Here is a 2,860-nt window from a genome sequence, read left to right as displayed (position 1 = left end):
ACGGCCGCGAGGGGCCGCGCGACGAGCCGTGGCGTCCCCGGGACGGCGCGTAGCGGCATCCGTCGCATCTGGCGCAGCGGATGCCGCCGGCATGCGTCACGCGTCGATGGCGCCCGTGGCGAGCAGCGCGAAGATCGTGCCGCCGAGCAGGATGCGGTAGATCACGAACGGCAGGAAGCTGTGGCGTGAGATCCACTGCATGAAGAAGGCGATCACGAGGATGGCGACGACGAAGGCGACGAGGGTCGCCGCGGCCGTCTCGAGCGGGCCGTAGACGGAGGGCTCCCCCAGGCTCTTGAACAACTGGAAGAAGCCCGACCCGAAGACGGCGGGGATGGCGAGCAGGAACGCGTAGCGTGCCGCGGCGCCGCGCTCGTAGCCGAGGAACAGGCCGGCCGTGATCGTGCCGCCCGAGCGGGAGACGCCGGGGATCAGCGCGAGCGCCTGGGCGAATCCGAAGATGATGCCGTGCGGGACGGTCAGCTCGTCGAGCTTGCGCCGCTTCGCTCCGGCCCAGTCGGCGAGGCCGAGGATGATGCCGAACACGACGAGCATCGTCGCGACGATCCAGAGCGAGCGGAACGTCGTCTCGATCTCGTCCTGGAACAGGATCCCGAGCACGACGATCGGGATGGAGCCGACGATGATCAGCCAGCCCATGCGGGCATCGGGGTCGTTGCGCGGCACGCGCCCGGTGAACGAGCCGAACCAGTGCGAGACGATCCTCACGATGTCGCGCCAGAAGAACACCACGACCGCCGTCTCGGTGCCGAGCTGGGTGATCGCGGTGAACGCGGCGCCCGGATCCTGGGCCCCGGGGAGGAACTCCCCCAGGATGCGCAGGTGCGCGCTCGAGGAGACGGGGAGGAATTCGGTGAGGCCCTGGACGAACCCGAGGATGAGCGCTTCGAGCACAGTGGTATCCGCCTTCCGCCTCCGCGGAAGCCGGAGGAACGAGACCGGTCTTTGGTCAGTAGCTGAGCAACAGGTCTCGTAGGACCCTGTTACCGAAGGATAGTGCGTCGAGCGGCACTCGTTCATCAACGCCGTGGAACATCGCCGGGAAATCGAGGTCGTCGGGCAGGCGCAGCGGCGCGAAGCCGTAGCCTGCGATGCCGAGGCGGCTGAGCGACTTGTTGTCGGTGCCGCCCGAGAGCAGGTACGGGAACACCCGGGCGCCCGGGTCGTGGGCGCCGAGCGAGCGGGTGACCGCGTCCACGAGCGGTCCGCGGGTGGATGCCTCGAGCCCGACGTCCTTGTGCACGAACTCGATCTCGATGTCGTCGCCGATGATGGCGCGGACCTCGGCGAGCACCGCCTCCTCCTGGCCGGGCAGCGTGCGGATGTCGACGAGCGCCTCGGCGCGGTCGGGGATGACGTTGTGCTTGTAGCCCGCCTCGAGCTTCGTCGGGTTCGTCGTGGTGCGGAGGGTCGCGGTGATGAACCCGGAGGCCGAGCCGGTCGCGAGCGCGAGCTCGTCGGGCGAGACCTGCTCGGGGTCGACGCCGAGCGTGTCGGCGATCGCCGCGAGCAGCTCGCGGGTGGTGTCGGTGAGGTGCAGCGGCCACTCCGTTCGTCCGAGGCGGGCGATCGCCTCGGCGAGCTTGGTGACCGCGTTGTCACGGATGAGACGCGAGCCGTGTGCCGCGACGCCGTGGGCGACGAGGCGCACCCAGATGAGCGACTTCTCCCCCGTCTGCAGCAGGTACGCGCGCTCGCCGCCGACCGTGATCGAATAGCCGCCGACCTCGCTGATCGCCTCGGTGGCCCCGTCGAAGAGGTCTGGCCGGTGGTCGACGAGCCAGCTCGCCCCCACGCCGCCACCCGCTTCCTCGTCGGCGAAGAACGCCACCACGATCTCCCGCTCGGGAAGCTCGCCCGAGCCCAGGATGCCGCCGAGGGCGGTCAACATCATCGCGTCCATGTCCTTCATGTCGACGGCGCCCCGCCCCCACAGCATGCCGTCGCGCACCTCTCCCGCGAACGGGTCGACGCTCCAGTTGCGGGGGTCGGCGGGCACGACGTCGAGGTGGCCGTGCAGCACGAGGGCCGGCTTGTCGGGGTTGCGCCCCGGCACGCGCGCGACGACGCTGGTGCGCCGCGGCTCGGGCTCGAACGACTGGGGCTCCAGGCCCATCGCGGCGAGCTTCGCCTCGACGTACTCGGCGGCCTCCCGCTCGCCCTTCGCGCGCCCCTCCCCGTAGTTCGTGGTGTCGATCCGGATGAGGTCCCTGGCGATCATCGCCGTCTCGTCGAGGTCGTCGATCGGGCGCTGGACTGCGGATGACTCGGCCATGCGTTCACCGTAGCCGCCGCCGTCGTGGCCGGGCCACCGGCGTTCGAAGCGCCTCTGAATCCGTGCTAATGTCTTCTCTCGGGCCTCCGAGCGATCGAGGGCCTGACACAACGCGCGGGTGGCGGAAATGGCAGACGCGCTAGCTTGAGGTGCTAGTGCCCTAACGGGCGTGGGGGTTCAAGTCCCCCCTCGCGCACGCGTTGTGAAGAAGGCCGGATCATCATGATCCGGCCTTCTTTCGTTTTCCCGTCGCCTTCTCGCGAACGGGGTCCCGGATGCCGGGACGGTCGGCTCGCCGGACTTGCCACCTTCGAACATATGTTCGAAACTGGGGTATGACCATGACCGCTCCCCGCATCGCCCCGGCACCCGGTCCGGCGCGCGTCGAGGAGCTGCAGGCCCGCATCCGCGGAATGCAGGCGACCCGACTCGACTCGAAGGCCGTGCCGACGCATCCGGCGCTCGAGTCCGTGCTGCCGGGCGGCACGCTCCGCGAGGGCACGGTCGTGCAGGTCGAGGGCTCGACCACCCTGCTCATGGCGCTGCTCGCCGGCCCCAGCGCGA

At 69.9% G+C, this 2,860-nt stretch carries 2 protein-coding genes, 1 tRNA gene and 1 pseudogene; 2 read left to right on the top strand and 2 right to left on the bottom strand.

The window, feature by feature from the left end:
• Window positions 1-96 precede the first annotated feature (96 nt).
• Window positions 97-915, bottom strand: coding sequence for an undecaprenyl-diphosphate phosphatase (locus tag GH736_RS20505; protein ID WP_235934560.1), 819 nt, complete (start codon window positions 913-915; stop codon window positions 97-99).
• Window positions 916-970: 55 nt separating this feature from the next.
• Window positions 971-2,296, bottom strand: coding sequence for a M20/M25/M40 family metallo-hydrolase (locus GH736_RS20500; protein ID WP_159606615.1), 1,326 nt, complete (start codon window positions 2,294-2,296; stop codon window positions 971-973).
• Window positions 2,297-2,408: 112 nt separating this feature from the next.
• Between GH736_RS20500 and GH736_RS20495 the strand changes: the two genes are divergently transcribed.
• Together GH736_RS20495 and GH736_RS20490 are read left to right on the top strand one after the other, a co-directional pair.
• Window positions 2,409-2,492: transfer RNA gene (locus GH736_RS20495), tRNA-Leu, on the top strand.
• Window positions 2,493-2,637: 145 nt separating this feature from the next.
• Window positions 2,638-2,860 (top strand): annotated as a pseudogene (locus GH736_RS20490) (hypothetical protein); the annotation flags it as partial.

The organism is Agromyces humi, assembly GCF_009720255.1.
Classification (GTDB): Bacteria; Actinomycetota; Actinomycetes; order Actinomycetales; family Microbacteriaceae; genus Agromyces; species Agromyces humi.
The sequence above is the reverse complement of the archived record's forward strand: the minus strand, read 5'-3'. Positions and strand labels throughout refer to the sequence as shown.